Source organism: Paenibacillus stellifer (assembly GCF_000758685.1).
Taxonomy (GTDB): Bacteria; Bacillota; Bacilli; order Paenibacillales; family Paenibacillaceae; genus Paenibacillus_AQ; species Paenibacillus_AQ stellifer.
Genome location: NZ_CP009286.1, coordinates 114,412 through 130,226, shown reverse-complemented (window position 1 = coordinate 130,226; position 15,815 = coordinate 114,412). Strand labels below are relative to the sequence as shown.

Annotated in this window: 22 protein-coding genes; 3 read left to right on the top strand and 19 right to left on the bottom strand. The window is 52.7% G+C overall.

Features of this window, described 5'->3' with window-relative positions:
• Positions 1-17: 17 nt before the first annotated feature.
• Both guaB and PSTEL_RS00730 read right to left on the bottom strand, forming a co-directional pair.
• Complete coding sequence (gene guaB / locus PSTEL_RS00735; protein ID WP_038692925.1) at positions 18-1,475, bottom strand: IMP dehydrogenase; 1,458 nt, start codon at positions 1,473-1,475, stop codon at positions 18-20.
• Positions 1,476-1,794: 319 nt separating this feature from the next.
• A complete protein-coding gene (locus PSTEL_RS00730) occupies positions 1,795-2,034 on the bottom strand; it encodes a helix-turn-helix domain-containing protein (RefSeq protein WP_038692924.1) in 240 nt (79 codons plus the stop codon).
• 151 nt (positions 2,035-2,185) lie between these two features.
• On the opposite strand from PSTEL_RS00730, the gene PSTEL_RS00725 reads away from it, so the two are divergent.
• From PSTEL_RS00725 to PSTEL_RS00715, 3 genes are all read left to right on the top strand, one after another.
• On the top strand, positions 2,186-2,404 hold the full coding sequence (locus PSTEL_RS00725; RefSeq protein ID WP_038692923.1) for a helix-turn-helix domain-containing protein: 219 nt from the start codon (positions 2,186-2,188) through the stop codon (positions 2,402-2,404).
• A gap of 217 nt (positions 2,405-2,621) precedes the next feature.
• Positions 2,622-2,885, top strand: a complete 264-nt coding sequence (locus PSTEL_RS00720; protein ID WP_052098097.1) for a hypothetical protein — start codon at positions 2,622-2,624, stop codon at positions 2,883-2,885.
• An 82-nt stretch (positions 2,886-2,967) separates the two neighbouring features.
• Positions 2,968-3,492: an Ltp family lipoprotein gene (locus tag PSTEL_RS00715; RefSeq protein WP_038692922.1), complete on the top strand. Its 525-nt coding sequence runs from the start codon at positions 2,968-2,970 to the stop codon at positions 3,490-3,492.
• Positions 3,493-3,544: 52 nt separating this feature from the next.
• Here the strand turns inward: PSTEL_RS00715 and PSTEL_RS00710 are convergent, their stop codons facing one another.
• The 17 genes from PSTEL_RS00710 to PSTEL_RS00635 all read right to left on the bottom strand — a co-directional run bounded on the left by PSTEL_RS00710 (position 3,545) and on the right by PSTEL_RS00635 (position 15,814).
• Entirely contained in the window at positions 3,545-3,823 is a 279-nt protein-coding gene (locus tag PSTEL_RS00710) for a holin (RefSeq protein WP_038692921.1), read from the bottom strand.
• Positions 3,824-3,826: 3 nt separating this feature from the next.
• Positions 3,827-4,666, bottom strand: a complete 840-nt coding sequence (locus PSTEL_RS00705; protein ID WP_038692920.1) for a M15 family metallopeptidase — start codon at positions 4,664-4,666, stop codon at positions 3,827-3,829.
• Between the two features lie 12 nt (positions 4,667-4,678).
• Positions 4,679-5,203 (bottom strand): phage holin family protein, encoded by a 525-nt coding sequence (locus PSTEL_RS00700; RefSeq protein WP_245625043.1) that lies wholly within the window; start codon positions 5,201-5,203, stop codon positions 4,679-4,681.
• 63 nt (positions 5,204-5,266) lie between these two features.
• On the bottom strand, positions 5,267-5,395 hold the full coding sequence (locus PSTEL_RS26600; protein ID WP_084064547.1) for an XkdX family protein: 129 nt from the start codon (positions 5,393-5,395) through the stop codon (positions 5,267-5,269).
• Positions 5,395-5,883, bottom strand: coding sequence for an XkdW family protein (locus PSTEL_RS00695; RefSeq protein WP_038692919.1), 489 nt, complete (start codon positions 5,881-5,883; stop codon positions 5,395-5,397). The genes PSTEL_RS26600 and PSTEL_RS00695 overlap by 1 nt, the downstream gene beginning before the upstream one ends.
• A 14-nt stretch (positions 5,884-5,897) precedes the next feature.
• Positions 5,898-7,331 carry a hypothetical protein gene (locus PSTEL_RS00690; RefSeq protein ID WP_038692918.1) on the bottom strand — a complete coding sequence of 478 codons (1,434 nt, stop codon included), beginning with the start codon at positions 7,329-7,331 and terminating at the stop codon, positions 5,898-5,900.
• 10 nt (positions 7,332-7,341) lie between these two features.
• Positions 7,342-7,983 carry a hypothetical protein gene (locus PSTEL_RS00685; RefSeq protein ID WP_038692917.1) on the bottom strand — a complete coding sequence of 214 codons (642 nt, stop codon included), beginning with the start codon at positions 7,981-7,983 and terminating at the stop codon, positions 7,342-7,344.
• Complete coding sequence (locus PSTEL_RS00680) at positions 7,976-9,097, bottom strand: baseplate J/gp47 family protein (protein ID WP_245625042.1); 1,122 nt, start codon at positions 9,095-9,097, stop codon at positions 7,976-7,978. The genes PSTEL_RS00685 and PSTEL_RS00680 overlap by 8 nt, the downstream gene beginning before the upstream one ends.
• Before the next feature lie 43 nt (positions 9,098-9,140).
• Complete coding sequence (locus PSTEL_RS00675) at positions 9,141-9,506, bottom strand: DUF2634 domain-containing protein (RefSeq protein ID WP_038692915.1); 366 nt, start codon at positions 9,504-9,506, stop codon at positions 9,141-9,143.
• Positions 9,494-9,883 carry a Gp138 family membrane-puncturing spike protein gene (locus PSTEL_RS00670; RefSeq protein ID WP_052098096.1) on the bottom strand — a complete coding sequence of 130 codons (390 nt, stop codon included), beginning with the start codon at positions 9,881-9,883 and terminating at the stop codon, positions 9,494-9,496. Before PSTEL_RS00670 ends, PSTEL_RS00675 begins: the two co-directional genes overlap by 13 nt.
• Complete coding sequence (locus tag PSTEL_RS00665) at positions 9,880-10,677, bottom strand: phage protein (RefSeq protein WP_038692914.1); 798 nt, start codon at positions 10,675-10,677, stop codon at positions 9,880-9,882. The genes PSTEL_RS00670 and PSTEL_RS00665 overlap by 4 nt, the downstream gene beginning before the upstream one ends.
• The gene (locus tag PSTEL_RS00660) at positions 10,667-10,999 is read right to left on the bottom strand and encodes a phage baseplate plug family protein (RefSeq protein WP_038692913.1); all 333 of its coding nucleotides are present in this window, start codon (positions 10,997-10,999) and stop codon (positions 10,667-10,669) included. Before PSTEL_RS00660 ends, PSTEL_RS00665 begins: the two co-directional genes overlap by 11 nt.
• Before the next feature lie 8 nt (positions 11,000-11,007).
• The gene (locus PSTEL_RS00655) at positions 11,008-11,586 is read right to left on the bottom strand and encodes a phage baseplate protein (RefSeq protein ID WP_179944913.1); all 579 of its coding nucleotides are present in this window, start codon (positions 11,584-11,586) and stop codon (positions 11,008-11,010) included.
• On the bottom strand, positions 11,586-13,835 hold the full coding sequence (locus PSTEL_RS00650; RefSeq protein WP_038692912.1) for a phage tail protein: 2,250 nt from the start codon (positions 13,833-13,835) through the stop codon (positions 11,586-11,588). The genes PSTEL_RS00655 and PSTEL_RS00650 overlap by 1 nt, the downstream gene beginning before the upstream one ends.
• A gap of 218 nt (positions 13,836-14,053) precedes the next feature.
• Entirely contained in the window at positions 14,054-14,350 is a 297-nt protein-coding gene (locus tag PSTEL_RS00645; protein WP_038692911.1) for a hypothetical protein, read from the bottom strand.
• A gap of 29 nt (positions 14,351-14,379) precedes the next feature.
• A complete protein-coding gene (locus PSTEL_RS00640; RefSeq protein ID WP_038692910.1) occupies positions 14,380-14,778 on the bottom strand; it encodes a phage structural protein in 399 nt (132 codons plus the stop codon).
• 13 nt (positions 14,779-14,791) lie between these two features.
• Positions 14,792-15,814: a DUF3383 family protein gene (locus tag PSTEL_RS00635; RefSeq protein ID WP_038692909.1), complete on the bottom strand. Its 1,023-nt coding sequence runs from the start codon at positions 15,812-15,814 to the stop codon at positions 14,792-14,794.
• Between the last annotated feature and the right edge of the window lies 1 nt (position 15,815).

Genomic DNA, 15,815 nt, shown 5'->3' with positions numbered 1-15,815 from the left:
TTTAAGCGGATCTAATATTATAGGGAATAGTTGGGAGCTTCTTTCGTGATTTGCACGTCGTGAGGATGGCTTTCGCGAAGCCCTGCTCCTGTAATACGGATGAACGAAGTATTGTCGCGCAGCTCATCCAGCGTCTTCGTACCGCAGTATCCCATGCCTGAACGCAGACCGCCAATCAGCTGGTGAACGGTATCCGACAAGGAGCCTTTGAACGCGACGCGTCCTTCAATGCCTTCAGGAACGAGCTTCTTGTCGTCATCCTGGAAGTAACGGTCCTTGCTGCCCTGCTTCATGGCGCTCATGCTGCCCATGCCGCGGTATACTTTAAACTTCCGGCCCTGGTACAGCTCGGATTCGCCCGGGCTCTCTTCCGTGCCTGCGAAGAGACTTCCCAGCATAACCGCGTGCGCACCGGCTGCGAGCGCTTTGGTGATTTCTCCGGAGTACTTGATGCCCCCGTCTGCAATAACCGGAACGCCGTACTGACGAGCAACGGTAGCACAATCATAAATTGCCGTAATTTGCGGAACGCCGATACCGGCGATAACGCGGGTTGTACAGATCGAGCCAGGTCCAATACCAACCTTAACGATGGAGGCACCGGCTTCAATCAGCTCGCGTGTGGCTTCGCCTGTAGCTACATTTCCCGCCACAATCGTCAGATCCGGATAGATCTGGCGAATCTGGCGAACCGCATCAATAATATTGATATGGTGTCCGTGAGCCGAGTCCATGACAATCAGATCCACTCCCGCCTTAACGAGCGCTTCCGCGCGTTCCAGCGAGTCCTTGGAGATACCAATCGCAGCGCCTACAAGCAGGCGGCCTTGGGCATCTTTGGCACCGTTCGGGAATTGGATGGCTTTCTCGATATCTTTAATTGTAATAAGCCCTTTGAGCACATAATTCTCATCTACAAGGGGCAGCTTCTCGATCTTATGATGCTGGAGCACAACCTCGGCCTCAGCCAGCGTGGTTCCGACAGGAGCGGTTACGAGGTTTTCTTTCGTCATCACATCGCTGATCGGAATATTGAAGTCATGAATGAAGCGAAGATCGCGGTTCGTAATGATCCCCACCAGCTTGTTGTCGTCATTTACGATCGGCACGCCGGAAATCCGGTATTTGCCCATTACGCTTTCAGCATCGGAAACCAGATGTTCCGGTGTAAGCGAGAAAGGATTAGTGATAACGCCACTCTCGGAGCGCTTCACCCGGTCTACCTCTTCCGCCTGCTTCTCAATCGGCATATTCTTGTGGATAATGCCGATGCCGCCTTCGCGTGCAATGGCAATCGCCATAGCTGCTTCGGTAACAGTATCCATGCCGGCGCTCATCAGCGGAATATTCAGCTTCACATTGCTGCTGAGCACAGTGGAAATATCCACTTCCTTCGGCAGCACCTCCGATTTACGCGGAACCAGCAGTACATCGTCAAAAGTCAGTCCCTCTTTACCAAACTTATCTTCCCACACTTGGGTCATTCCTCCCTTATTCTTGTGTTCTAACGGCCCGCAAACTTTATAAATAAAGAACATACCTGCCGGAATCGTCCGTCCATGAAAGACAGAGCCTCCGGTTAAAAAGTATTCAGGTTCTTATCTTCAAAGTAGGTTGGAGCGGCATGTCCAAAAATATATTATTGCCATCTTTTTTTGATTGTATCAGATTATATCATCAACATAACATCATAGGCAATAACGAGAAGAAACGCTGATACATCAAGATTTATATGGTGTCTCATTGAATCACAGCGTATCAACAGCATAATAGCATTTTCCGTTCATCTGTGGGTTAACTGTGGGGTGGATTGTCTTCTGTAAATTCAATGGAAGAAAGGGGCGCTTTATATATAGAAGAAATAATTACAGCCAGACCTATTGTTATGTGCGCCGGATTGTTCTCGTACTCAATTAAAAGACTTTCCGGAATATCAACCAAGCGAGATATGTACTTCAAATCAAAACCTTGTTCTAGCCTAATTTCTTTAATCGTCTGCTTTCTGGCGTGTTTCGGACTGGAATCAATTTCCATGATGAATACCACCTTTTAAGGGTAATTTTTGTAATCACATTATAGCATAGTCTCAAAATTATGAGAACATATGTTTCTAATTGGTACTCGTTGGCTTATGTGTTATAATCCGCTCGAACCTATCCTTAACTCATGAAGGGACTTCGTTCGAATGGTCAAGCTCTCCCGTGGGAGATGCCGACTGAAGTACCTATTAACGAAGAGCAAGCTCACTCAGGCGGAATTGGCGCGTAGGACTGGTTACTCACGGCAACAAGTTTCTAACTGGGCGAATAACCGGGAGATGATGTCATTTGACGCTGCTGCAACGGTAGCGAACGCACTTAACTGCCACATGGAGGACTTGTACGAGTTGATGTTGCTTCCCTGAGCCGGTCGGCTCTTCCCGGGCGAGTGTATAGTATAGGCTATACATATTTCGCTATTAATCCTTTGTTTTAAGCGTTTTTCAGGACTATATGTTCGTTTATTCGTATTGTAGTACTTACTCATTGTGAATGTTGTCACTTAATGTCGAATCTAATTCGGTAATTGTATACAGAATTAACCATGCGAATCCATATTTTGAGTGGAGGGAGGTGTTGGATATGGAAATTAACGAGCACATGAAAGAGACTGCAGACATCATGTCAGGCTATATTACGGGTCGCCTGGTCGTCGATCTTGATGATAGATCGGTCGGCCTGCAGAAGCACGACGGCAGCCTCATCCCCTTGTCATCAGCTTGCATCATTGAGGTGCGCAACGGCAGCCTGTACGAGCCTTTGACGATCACACAAGCACTGACGGCCGTCACAGTCGAGGGATGGCCAGGTTATGCTGGTCTGTATGCAAGAGTTAAAGCAATATGAAATAGTGTCTAGTAAATATTACCTATGTCTGATACACTATATTTCGAAAATTATTTCGTATAATAGGGGGATTTGGGAAATTATGAAGAAGAAACCGATTTTTAAGAGATGGTGGTTTTGGGCGCTGGTCGTAATCGTAGTAATTGCTATTGCCGGAGGAAATAGCGGTGGGGGCGAGTCAACCGCCAGCGAGCCGACAACTAAGCCCGCAGCCTCAAGTAAAGCCGCTCCGGCAGCTGCTCAGGAAGCAAAGGCCAAGGCGACCGCGGCACCAACCAAAGCACCGGCGGCGGAGAAGAGCGTCCCTAGGGAATATACGGCAGCATTAGCTAAAGCGGAAATGTATGCGGAGACTATGTATATGTCGAAGAAGGGTCTATACGAGCAATTGACCTCGGAATATGGGGAGAATTTCCCCAAAGAAGCCGCTCAGTATGCTATTGATAATGTTGTAGTTGATTGGAAAGAAAATGCTCTAAAAAAGGCACAGACCTACGCAGAGTCTATGAGCATGTCAAATTCAGCCATCTACGATCAATTGACCTCGGAGTATGGGGAGAAATTCACTAAGGCTGAGGCGCAATACGCGGTCGATCATTTGAAATAATCTAAAATGACAGAGCCCCTGTCAGCCATTCACGGCCAGCAGGGGCTTGTTCTTACTCCTTCGTTTTTCCCGAAGACTTGTTAAACGCCAGCTCGAACAGCCCCGTCGCTGACAACCCCGCCAGTGCCCCCGCCCACAGCCGCAGCGTCAATCCCAGGTCCGTAAACGGAGCAGCTGCCCAGCCGATCACCAAGCCGATCACAACGCCGATTAACGGCACCAGGTTCTTGCGGACGTTGACGGTTGTCTTAATAAACTGCACTCCAGCCAACACAAATACGGCCAACACAGAAGCGAAGGCCAGAACGTCCGTTAAGTTTTGATTGTCCATCAATTACGCCTCCTTTCCAGCTGCAAGCAAGCCGATCCGTTGAAGCACGGTCAGCACCCGGTAGAAGTCCTGGCTGCCTCCCTCTGGCATGTTAATCAGCCCGGCTGCCATTGCAGCATCAACAGCCGATTGCGCCCAAGGCGGCACATGCTCCAGGCTGCCGCGATCCTCCAGCTTGGTCACCCGGTCCGCAACATTGGCGATGACCTTTCCCTGCTCCAATTGATTTTGCTTCAGTGTGTCCTTGCTGTTCGTCAGCACGGCAATGGCCTGCTCGGCTGCTGTCAGCCGCTTGTTCAGATCATCAATCATTGTTCGTTCCTCCTTCAAAATTGTCTTGATCTTTTCCACCGCTGCGGCGACTTTGGCCGCGCTCGGTCGGCTGCCTGCGCGATACTGAGCAGTTGTCAGGCCAAAGGTCATTTCGAAGTGCGGCATGTCCTTGAAGGACAGCCAGTCCCCGCCCCAGTCAAAGCCAAGGCGCCGGATCTGATCGACCACCTCGGACCAATCCGGCAGGCTGTCCTTGTCGTCGTCGCGGAGCGTGTCCCAGCTGACCGTTCGACCATCCGGAAGGAGCAAGGCAAAATCGGCCGCGAATCCGAAATTATGATTGCTGTATCCACCTCGGGCATTGGTGACAATGGCTCCCGGCTTCGTTCGGCCCTGCGCATAAAGCGCGTCCTGCTCGGCATATGTCCGCATCCCCTGCGTGATGATCGGCATGACACCCCGGTTATAGGCCAGTTCGATCAGCGCCGCGCAGCCGGTCCGCAGCGGTTCCTGAAGCGTCGCGATCTTGGTCGCAGACTTGGATAAGAGCTGTTCTAGTGTTAATGACACTCTGGATACCTCCTACGCTGATTTGTCATCCCCGCCGCTGGCATTGTCCGGATGCTCCGGCTTGGCCGGGTTATTGCGGGCCTTGTCCTGGTTGAGCTGCAGGAGGTAATCCCGCAGTTTGTCCGGCAGCGGTACGCCCAGGACACCGAAGTTTTCGACGACGCTTAATGCCTCGCGTCCCGCATAAAAAAAGATTGCCGCCGCCCGGAACACTGGTGCGCCCGGCTGCAGCCAGTCATCCACCAGCGCGGACAGCCCGACAACAAAAAGGACGACTGCCTTTCGGACGCCGCCCCAGAACATAATATCCGATGATACCGTATGGGTCTTGAACGCCCCTGCTACGCCGCTGGCATAGTCGGCAACCATGAGCAAGACCAGCAGCTCCAAGGGCTTATCCCAGCCGCCCAGCCAGCCCACTGCCACAGCCAGCACACCAGCCATAGATGTAACGCCGCCCAAGGCGACCTCCCGGCTACCGGACCCCACGGCTGCCGTTATGATTGTTGTTGCAAGCTGTCTAATGTGATTGATCAAACACTGTTCCCCCTCTCTCCACAAAAGAAGCCCCCGGGGATCCCGAGGGCATAAAAAATACGCCTATGCGGCGCCGGTAATCTCTGCAGCTTGTTCAGCCGTTATTTTCTTGGCGGTGACAAAGACTTGCACTTGTGCCGGCGAATAATACCCGGCGTCGTAATACCGTTTAATCGTCGCGTACCAGTCCACTAAACCACACCTCCTTCCGCGAGCATCAGAAGCAGAGCGGCGTTGTCAGCGTCAGCCTGATCCTGCCGGGCCTGCACCTGTGCCAGCTCTAGCAGTAGGCCAGCGTTGTCCATACGCAGCTGCTCAATCTCGCTCGGCGGGTCAGGCGGCTTATTGGCTTCCGCCTCCTGGTATGCTTGCCATGCTTCTTCTAATTCGGCCTCGGTAGGCTGCGGTGCCTCCAGGTTCCACATGGCGATATACGGTCCCTTGTCTACCAGGTCGTAATCCTCGCCCTCAGTCAGCAGGTTATAGTCGATGCCGTACCGAAAATGAACGCCTTCGACGGGAGCTTCTTCCGCCTCGGGAGGCTTGATTTCATAACGGACGCGGCCCTTTTCTTCCGCGCCCGGGCGAAGTACAGGCGTTGGTCCGTCGTCTACGATTTTAAAATCCGAATCGCCTTGAGCGTCAGAAAACAAATACTTTATTGCAAAAAATAAATCCAATGTTATTCCCTCCTTCAACCCGAGCGCTCTACATTAAAGAACGAATATACGCCGTCAGGATTGGTTAATGTACCAGCTCGGGCACTAAGAGCGTAAGGCGCGAGCTGACCGCCGGCACTAAGACCAACAGTAGTCGTAAAGCAAATGCCAGAATAACCTGCGCCATTTACGCGCTGTGGCGGCGCTGCAAGGAATGGTCCTCCAGAAGCGCCTCCTACACCAACTTTTATCTCATCGCCATCCTGAAAGTTTGTGAAGGACACGGACACGGTGACAACGTACTGTCCGGCTCGTTGTGCGGTAAACACGCCGGTTGATGGGTTGTATTCACCAAGATTGTCCGCCCCCTCTGTGCCGCAAACAATCTTCGTCCACACACTCGCAGACAAGGTCTGTTGGGTGGCATGAGAAGCGTGGCAAAACGACCTTTGACTTGCCGTATTATCTCCCCATGGATTGAGGACGCCGTCGCCGAGAGAAATAAACCCACCTGTTTGAGTAATGCTTAAGTATGACGTGGCACTCAGGGTTCCAGCTTGTCCTCCGATTTTTGCTCCTTCTGTCGCTAGATAACCAATACCGCTGCCGCTACCTCCAATTCCAGTCACAAACACATTCGCCCCACTACGGGCCCATATTGAAGTTGTTTTGTTTGAGTAGGTTCCGCCACTTATAACAGCAGTCCCTCCGTATACAACAACCCCGTAATAACTCCCTGCGTTAGCTGTCGCATAGCAATTTTGCAACCATACCCACACATTGCTTGTCAATTCGATCGCATTGGCCATCGTTGTGGTAGCGATAAACCCAGTTATCGTGACTTGTATTGCATTTCCTTGCGTCAAGATGCGGGGAACGCTAACTACGCCGGAAGCAGTTATTTCAAGAGTTCCGCTGCCATTGTACCCCTTTGCTAATAAGTCCTCTGAATAGGCACCTGCAGCAACGTTGATTATCACGGCATGGTTTATTGTCTGAGGCAGCATGCTAATTGCCTTCCCGATTGTCTTAAACGCCCCCACCGACGTGTTGGCCAGCCCGTTGTTGCTGTCGCTGCCATCTGTCCGGACGTAGTAGGTAATGTCTGCTGTCGTCGCCTGTACGGCGCTGATAGGGAGCTGCCCGGCCGGGAGCTTGGTAGTACCGTCCAGTGTGGCGACACCAGATGCAGCGCCTTTTTGGGATGTGGGGATGGCGTTTGATGCAGCTGTGGCTCCGGCGTTCCAAGCGGTCCGCTCTGCGGCTGTAACGTGGGCAGTTGTATCGGCTTTGTGAGCGGAAAACACAGTACGAATCTCCACCAGCGCCGCGTGTGCCCTACTAAATAACCAGTTAAGCCATCCAGCAGGAGGATGGTCGTTAACCTGCCAGCCGTCGCTCTTTTTTGACTCTGGAGGCTCAATTCCGTCAGCTGTCCAATCCGGCAATTGTTCGTTAAAATCCGGCATATAATCCCTCCTATATAGGCAGCGGGTAATCGTCGCCCGGCAAGTATACTTCGCCCAGCGTCCCGCCCGTTGTCATGTCGATATCCGCCAGGCCAAGAGCGCTTGTCTCGAGCGCGTCATACTGTGAGGACAAGGTAAACGTGCCGGCCAGCTCGATAAGCGCCACACGCACGCCGGCAGCAACCGTCTTTTGTACGATCCTGGCGAACTGAAACGGCGACATGCCGACCTCATTCAGCCGCTGTGTCGGCACTCGGATAAGGTTAATCGCGGCAGGCTCCGGGTCTTCCGGATCGTCGAATTTTTCCTGTATCCGGATATCGCTGTAGTCACAATCCAACGCCAAGGCAAGCACCTTGATGATCGTATTGACATCCGTCTTGGACAGGTTCCGGGCGATCTTACTCTTGAGCAGCACCCGGTAAACCTCATCTGTCGCCGCTCCGCGCGGCTGTACGATGTTGGTTCCTATCCGGTCCAATGTCGTGCCTTTAGCGGCGTCTATATCACGCCAATCGCGCACCGTCTCCAACGCGTCTCCAATCGCAGCCAGCTGCTCGTGCAGATTGCCGATCAGTTTGCCCAGATCACTATTCGGGTCCTTGTTGTAGGTATCCGGCAGCCGTTTAAGCATGTCCTTAACACTAAACATGGCTCGTCACCCCAACGTTGGCCGCGACGGCTTGCGCCACCTCGTAAGGCTCGATATCGACATTTGCCGACCCGAGGATGCCCGCAACCTTACCGACGGTCAATGTTACGTCCTCTACGCCAGCTACGCTGTAGACAGCGCTTATCAGCTTGGTATAGATCACGTCCGCTCCCATGTTAAGGCCGTTATAGTACGCTCCGGCGGCGTCAGACCCGCCTACATACCGGATCAACGCTGATTGTACCTGAGCGTCGCCGTCTGCCGGGTACTCATCGCCCTTGGTGACATCAACGGTGATGCGGATAGCAACCTCTGCCGCCCGTGAAAACTTGACGGTATGAGGTTCGCCAGCTAGGTCATCGACTGTTATCGTTATATCTCCATGCGCTTCAACGCCGGCCGATTTGGTTGCAAATATAGTGTCCGCTATGGTCTGATCATCGCCGCCAAGGACATATGCCTCAAACGACTTTCCTGGCCGTCCTGTGCTGTCCGTAGTCAGGCTAGTGTTTTCTATTACCGTCGCAGCCCGGACGCCGGTCAGCCGCAACAGGGCGCTGCGCAGGGCATCCACGGACGCCGCCCCGCCGCCAGCGGTGGAAAGCTCAAACCGGCTGCGAAACTCGGCATCCGTCTCCTTTTCCCGGCCGCCCGTCACCGGCGCGGCGTTGGTTACGGCTGTAACGTCCGGGTTAGGGTTAACGATGACCGTTATAGCCCCGGCTGCGACGTTGCTACCAGCCCCAGATTCCAGCGCTTCAATGGCGACCGTTCCGGAGCCTCCAGCCAACACAACGTCAGCTACCGTCTGGTAGGTCAATCCGGATTCGGTCGCCACTCGGAAACCTGCTGAGACGGTGTATCCAGCAGTTCCGGTAAGCGTGACAGCGCCGGTAGCCCATTGTGCCAGGACTCGGCTGATGCCAACCTGCGGGCCAAGCCGATCGAGATTGTTACCTGTTGCTGTTCCGATATACCCGCTGTTGTACACATCCTCGGCCGTGCTCCAGATGATGGACAAGAACCAAGCGAAGTCACGAAGGATTATTCCGAGTGGAGATTCCTTCGAAGTATTTGTATCGTCACCGTAATCTTGCTTTGCTTTGTCCTCCATTTCAGCGAATAGGTCATCGTACCTCATTCGCTTAAAACCCGTGCTATCCAACAATCTTTTCCACCCCCTCCACCGTGATGATGTCGCCGTTTATGGCCGTGGCCGTAATTGTTGCAGTAACCGTTCGGGCAGCTCGGTCAAATACCACATCTACGTTATCAACGGTTTGGATACGTGGTTCCCGGAGCATCCCTTCGGTCAGTTCGTCCCTGACATCCTCCTCAGTCACGTCTTTGCCGAGAATCCGGCTGAAGTCGATACCGAAATCCAGATCCAGAAACCACTCGCCTTTATTTGTTCCAAGGATCATCCGGCAGCACTGCGCAATCTCCTCTGGACCGGAGACCATCCGCAGCTCCCCGCCGGAAAATACCAGGTCGCCGGTATCGTCTACCTTTAAAGACAGCATGGCATCACTCCTATGACGACGGAATCATTCCGGCTGTGCCGCCTGGCGGTGTCCGGCGCCGCAACCTGTCCAGAAAGCGTATTTTGTATCTCTGCGTCACAGCAGACGACCAGCACCGTATCCCCGACATGCAGGGCCGGTCGCAGGACTGTTTCCGCGCCGCCAAACAACACCCGCAGGCCAGTTACTGGGACTTCCAAGATCGGCGCCGGCGCCTCGTCTCCTGTCTGGACAAGCGGCTGCACATCGGCCACCAGCGCCGCCGGATCAAAGGTCAGCACCTTGCAGGTCATGGCGACATCGAGGTTATCCGCCTGCTGCCCGCTGTGTGAGGCTAAGAGTTTGCCGAGTGCTGCTGCCGCGCTTGATTTGCTCACATAATCGCCTCCACTTCCGTCGAAAAGTCTCCTGTATTGCTAAACTTGTGCGTTCCGCTCCTCACATGCAGCTGGCCGGACCATTCACGGCAGGTCAGCTTAAGGACTGATGCCGTCGTGATCCGCCGCTGAAGCTGTACGGAGCAGTTATATCCCTTGTGTCCGTCCTCCTCAAAATATTCCGGGGAGCCGATCAGCCCGGTATCCGGGTTGAGCTCAAATACGGAGTCGGCGCCGATTCGGAGCGGGCGCACGTACAATTTGCCTTGATTGATATAAACCGATGTCCCGCAGTCCTTGGCAACGTCCGAAATGATGTCCGTCACCTTGCCTTTGGCGCTGTACCCACTTTTGTACCGGTAGTCCTTGGCGAGCTGCATCTGCGCAATGGGCAGCCCGATAAGTCCGGCCAGCTGTTTAATGATGGCACTGGCATAGCTGCCTTTGGCAAAAGCAATCTCCTTTTTTATCTCGCGTGTGGACAAATCCTCGCTGTCCAGGACATTAATCGTCGTGATCTTGTCTACGCCCTCCCACTTGGTGCGCACCGCCGAAATACGGCCGTGGAGGATGGTACCGACATCTCCGGTGTATCCGGCGTTGACCATCAACACGGCATTTTTGACAATGCGATTGATTGTTGTCTGAGAGAGGTTCCAAATCCGGATTTCAGATTCGTTCGGCAAGGAGTCGGAGTCAAAGGGCACGGTGCCCTCCATGGTGTAATTCGCCAGGGAAAACGACATATTGGTCGTCATGACTTCGACCATCCGGCCGAAATTCTTAAGAGCCATCGTCTTCGTCCTCCTCGTCCACGATATACAAAAACACGCTGGTGCCCAGCGTGTTCCACGTGACCTCTGTACTTTGTTCAGATTCATCCCATGGGACGATCGGAAGTTTTGGGAAGCGAGAGTCCCATACATCCGCAAAAAGAGACTGGCCATAGATGAGCTTTTCACCCGTCACCAGTGTATTGCCATCGGCGTCCTCCAGGTCGACGGTGAAGAAGTCATACTCAGCATTGTAGTGGATCTCCATCGTGAACAGCTCGTCCGCGATGGAGATATCAAACCGGTACGGCAGGCCGTCTTTGTCGATCTCAATATAATCCATGGCTCACCTCACATCAGGTTACCTGTGCCCCACTTGTTGCCGGGCTTGATCGGTGCGCGGGTAGGCTTGTTTATGACGCTACTGGCACTGGTCGCTTTCTTGTTCTTCGTGTTGGAGCTGGATGTCTTTTTCTTTCCGCCTTTGCCCTTGCCTTTGCTCTTAGACTTATTCTTTGGCTGCTGTGTCCCTTTGTTGGCGACGGCAGCAGCCTGTGCCTTAACCGGGGCCGGCAACGTCGCAACATAGGACGATGTAGCGATACGTACCTCGCGCAGATCCATCGAAAAGGTCATACCATTGGCCACCGTGTAATCATGGCTTGTGCTAAATGCCGTAATGACCCCGGTAAATCTATTACGCCCAATGTATTTGACGATTTTACCTTTGTCCTTGGCTGCAATAATGTACGCACGAGTCTTGTCCGCATCCGGACCTACGATCAAACCGGAGAGAGACATGGTCCAGGCTCCGGTTTGGACGTGATCGACAAGGCTGACCCCTTTTTCGACCGGCTGCTCCGTGACGGTTACCGGATAATCCGGCGCCTCCGTCTCTACTGTGATGTACTTGCCGTCAATCTTTGCCATTACGCACCATCCAATCCGGCGCTACGCAGGGCAGACATGATGATTTCCAGCACCTCATTGTGTATGGTCGTTTTCAGGCTGCTGACAGTGCCGCTATCTGCGTTGCCCTCAACGGTGATATTGATTGATGGGCTCACTGTCACCCTACCGGTGCTGCCGGAGGCCGAACGTGCTGGCGCCGATTCCGGAGTGTACACCTTGTTTTCGTTTGCCGTAAGGACGCGTTCACCTTTATGAAGCTCCGCAACATATCCATCCCACGGAACACTCGCAAGACCGTTCTTGTGGCTACCATCAATCGTCGGGATTAATGGGATGTTGACTCCTGCGATCTCGGAGCCGGTGAACGGATTTTTTATGGATACCGAATTCAGGGATGAGATCATCCCATTGAATTTTCCAATAATCCAATTTATTCCACTAAGGAATGTTGATTTTACGGCCTCCCAAGCTCCGGATAACTTGGATTTTATCCCCTCACCAACTCCGGAAACTGCAGAAACAATAGAATCCCATGCTGACGACATTGTACTTTTTATGCCTTCCATCGCTGACGAGATAGCCGTCTTCAAGCCGTTCCAGGCAGCTGTTACCTTATTCCAAATAGCGACAGCGACACCGGATACCGTGCTTTTGATGCTGCCCCAAACAGATCCGAGCCACGATCCGATAGCCGTAAATACGCTGATTGTTACCGCCTTGATCTGGTCCCAGTACTTATAGACAAGCGCCGCGATCAGAAATATAGGACCACCGATCACACCCAGGATAACAAGGCCCCAGTTTTTCAGGAAATTGGTGACGGCGTTGAAAGCCATCATGAAATACTTGGGCACTGTCACCTTGAAGAAATTAAGCACCGCCATGGTCGCGGTCTTGATTCCGGACCACATTCCGTCTACAAATTTCCGGAATGTTTCTGATTTTTTATAAGCCACAAACAAGGCGACGCCCAGGGCAACTAAAGCTGTAATAATCAGCCCTATGACATTCGCCTTTGTTGCGAGGTTGAAAAGTTTTTGGGCGAGCGTCGCGCGTTGTGTCCACATGGTGTGAATCTTTGTTGCAATCGTCCACGCCTTAACCGCTATCGTCGTAGCAAGTGTGTAAGCTTTGAAGGTAAGTATCCCTGCTGCAAGACCGGCTACCACCGGCAAAAAGCCATCCCACTGGACAAAACTCTTTGCTGTGTCGGCAATCCCCTGTGCGATGTTCACAATTTCAGGCCACAGCGCCTGAAGGCCGGAAACGAGCTTATCCGCAATCAGACTTACCACAGGCTGAATCTGATCCCACAAGGCCTGAATTTTCGGAGCTACATCCTGCCACCAGGCCCCGACTGATGCCGCCATATCTTTGACCTTCGGCGTTACCCGCTGGACAAAATTCAGGATGTTGGTACCTGCATTAATGGCAAAACGGACGACTCCGGCAATCCCATTGGATAACACGCTTGTGATTTTGCTGAGTCCACCTGCTCCCATCCACTGGTTTACCTTTTCAAGCGGGCCCTTGAGCAAATTCATTGCTTCTGTTCCTGATTTTTTCAGTGCATTTCCGATATTGGACTGCAGCATGTCCCACTGCGCTGCGCCGGACTGATTGACCTCGTTGACATACTCTGAGGTATATCCATATTGATTCAGCACCTTATCCAGTGCCTTGATATTAGCCAGTGCGCCACCATTGGCATCAAATCCTGATGCCCGAAGATCATTCTTGCCAATATTGAAACGTTCGGCAATAGAGGCGATGTCACCGCTGGCCAACTCTTTCATGGAAAACGCCGCGCCCTCCATCCCCTCAAGCGGATTGGCCGATGCCAAGCGTTCGGTTACACCAAGCATGTAATTCAGTTCTTTGACGTTTTTGGTGATCGGTAAAAAGGCTTTGCCAGCATTCAGAAAATCATCTTCCGAAAAGACTGATTTCAGGCCCATGTTGTTGATCATGTCGAAGACTTCCTGCCCTTTTTCAGCAGATCCTACCAAAGCCGAAATCTGCATTTGGGTCTGTTCAAGCTGCATAGCACCGCCAATAGTTTTTTTGAACAGGCTTGCAGCCGAGCTCACACCACCGATAGCAAGAGCGAGTCCACCAAAACTTTTAACCGCCCTACCAATCGACCGCCCCATGCCTTCGACGCGCTGGGTAAGTCTGTCTACGCCGCTTTGTGCGTCGCGAATGCCGCGATTATTAAACTTAAAGCCAACGCTGTACATCAAAGAGTCAATAATTCCGCCTGCCATATTCCCTCCTTTCCGGACAGCAAAAAAACGACGCCCGGGATGGGCGCCGCTATTTGTCCTTATTTAGTTTTCGCTGCTGCTCGATATGGATATCCAGAGCTGCGTTGGCCTCGGCAACATCGTCATCATCCATCTCCAGCAGGTCGCGGTAAGTGATCCCCATATCAGACAACAGGAGGCGCCAATAATTCCATCTCTCCCGGGCCCGTAGCTTCGCTTCAGCCTTCGTCAACATCATCTGCGTCGTCAAGCAGGTCTTCATTTTCTGTCACAAACGCAAACGCGCGAGTAACAATGTCATCCAATTCTTTATATGATTCAAACGAGTCGATAGTCAGCTTCGGTTCAACAACAACGTGTGTCAGCATCTCAATCGCCAGCTTTTCACCGGATGGAACTCCGAATTTATTCTTGATCCGGTCCGTGATTTTGCTTACATTACGTACTCCGGGATGCTGCAGGAGATATTCCTTGCCGGATTTAGTCTTTACCTTCTTCTGAGTATTAGTTGCCACGTTTCATTCTCCTCTCGATTTTCCGTTTTTTAAGCGATGTCCAGGTCAAGGCACTGGAATTCGTAGCTGCGGTCGCCCGCTTCAGCGCCGTATTCCCGATCTGCCGGCTTTTTGATAATGGCCTCGGTCGCCGTACCGATCTCTTTAGGTTCGCCATTGTTAGTGACGATCACCGGGACCTTTTGTCCGGTTCGGGCCAACTTATCCAGAAACGGGACTTGTGGGCTTGTCGCCTGCAGCGTGATGGTGATCGTCCCTAATGGATTATTGACCTTGTTGACAATGACATCACCCTGCGCGCCCACCTTGACGGAGATATTGTCCTCATCCTTGGCAACGGTCACCAAGTCCTCGCTAAATCCAGTGAGATAAACGCCGTCGACTGTTACCGTAATGTCATTAGCATCATACGTTCTTGCTTCAGCCACTTATTAGCCCTCCTTACTCGAATGTAATAGTGCCGGTAATGGACGCACTGTGAATCGCACCGGCCAGCACAAAGCTGAATTTACCATCCGGATACCGCCGTGCTGCCTTGTCCGCAGCATCGACCTCGGAAGCGCGCGGGAATGTCGTCGTAAACTGCGGCTGCCCGTCGTCGTCCGTGGCGATCATTCCGTTTTTAAACGCGCGTTGCAGCACTGTTCGCACTTGGCCCTCGATCATGGCAATGCCGGTATTGTCATATGGCACCTTTTGCCGTTGATCCTGTACGGAGCCGAATAACGTCTGAACAGCATTTTGGATGCTAAACACGACGTAATCCTGGCTATGCACCAGGTCAATATAAGAGCCGGACACTGTCTTGCCCTCACTGGTGACGTTACGCCCCGCCTTGGTTACGTAAGTATTGGCTCCGGCCGCATGGATGGCAGCCAGCTCCGAAGCCGTCAGGTCCAACGGGTCAATGCCGATCAGCGTCCAGTCCTTCCAGGTCACGCTTCCGACCGGCAGGCTGCCGACAGCACCCACCCAAGCAGCATCCGGATAATTGGCGATGTCCTCATGATAGATGACCGCTGTTCGCTCGTATCCCTCGGCCTTAATCGTCGCAAGGTCAGCCAGTGTAGCCGATCGGGCAATGTACTGACGAGACTTGTCCGCCTCGATGATGTCCGCCACGTCCGTAATGTCCGCCACGGCTGCGCTCGTCTGGATCAGGAAATGCCAGTCCTTAAGCAGCATGGCCGCCATAAATCCTTCTACCGTATCCGCCGGTGCACCCGTCTTGCGCTGGGCGATGGCGATCTCTGCAGGCGGATTCTTCTGCGCGAAAACGGCCTTCGCGGCCTTGTACTCCTCGGTGCCGGTTGCATAGTCAGTTGCTACGCCCGCCAAGTCCGAATAAGACTTATACTCTTTACCTGCCGCTGATGTCCCGATGATAAGCGGTTTGCCGAATCCAAGAATCGGCGTCGGTGTTGCAACCGATATTGTAACGGTAACGTCACTCAATCCTGCCAAA